Here is a 789-nt window from a genome sequence, read left to right as displayed (position 1 = left end):
TTTGGACGGCACCGAGGCTGTCGCTATCCTACTCAGCCGAAGGACCGACCTCGCCGTAGGTGAGCTGGTCCTTGCCATGAACGTCATCATCTACGGCCTCGCGGGCGCGCTGTTCGGCGTTGACCGCGCACTCTACTCGCTGCTCACCTACTTCATCACCTCAAAGGTCCTCGACATGGTCGAGTCCGAAATGAGCCAGGCTAAAGCCGCGCTCATCGTCACCGATGACGCTGACCAGATCTGCAAGCAGATCTACGCCCGTATGGGGCGCACCGTGACCATCATGGACGGCGAAGGCATGCTCTCCGGCGCAAAGAAGGTCCTCTACTGCGTCATCACAAAGTACGAGGTCCGTGAGCTGCGCGAGGTCATCGACTCGATCGACAGCTCAGCGTTCGTATCGGTCTCCGACGTCTCCGAGATCATCGGCAACCACATAAAGAGCCCCACGAGCTAGGGGTCGCCAGCGGTCATCATCCGGGCAAGCATCGGTAGCCATACAGAATGACGAAAAGGGACAGTCCCTTTTCGTCATTTTCTTGCATCGCTCCGAGAAATGATGAGAAGGGACTGTCCCTTTTCGTCATCAAACGGGAAGTTGCTATTGGAAGGCCCGATCGTCATCACGCTATCGAGATCGCGTATTCCCACAGAACCACGGCCTCAGGACAACATTTTGTGAGAATACGCCTTCTCGCCGTCGGGCCGCGGGGCAGCACCCCACCGCCGCGCAGAAAAAGGCCCGCCCCGGGTCTCCCCGGGGCGGGCCTCAGCATCTGCAAGGGAAAA

At 58.9% G+C, this 789-nt stretch carries 1 protein-coding gene; it reads left to right on the top strand.

Annotation, left to right across the window (positions count from 1 at the left end; all coding sequences use genetic code 11):
- The coding region (locus ACT84W_RS09660) for a YitT family protein (RefSeq protein WP_444329052.1) at positions 1-457 on the top strand (457 nt) is incomplete at its 5' end.
- Between the last annotated feature and the right edge of the window lie 332 nt (positions 458-789).

Origin of the sequence: Paratractidigestivibacter sp., assembly GCF_052362415.1 — a bacterium.
Classification (GTDB): Bacteria; Actinomycetota; Coriobacteriia; order Coriobacteriales; family Atopobiaceae; genus Paratractidigestivibacter.
Note: the sequence above shows the minus strand (reverse complement) of the source record. Positions and strands in the feature narration are given on the sequence as shown.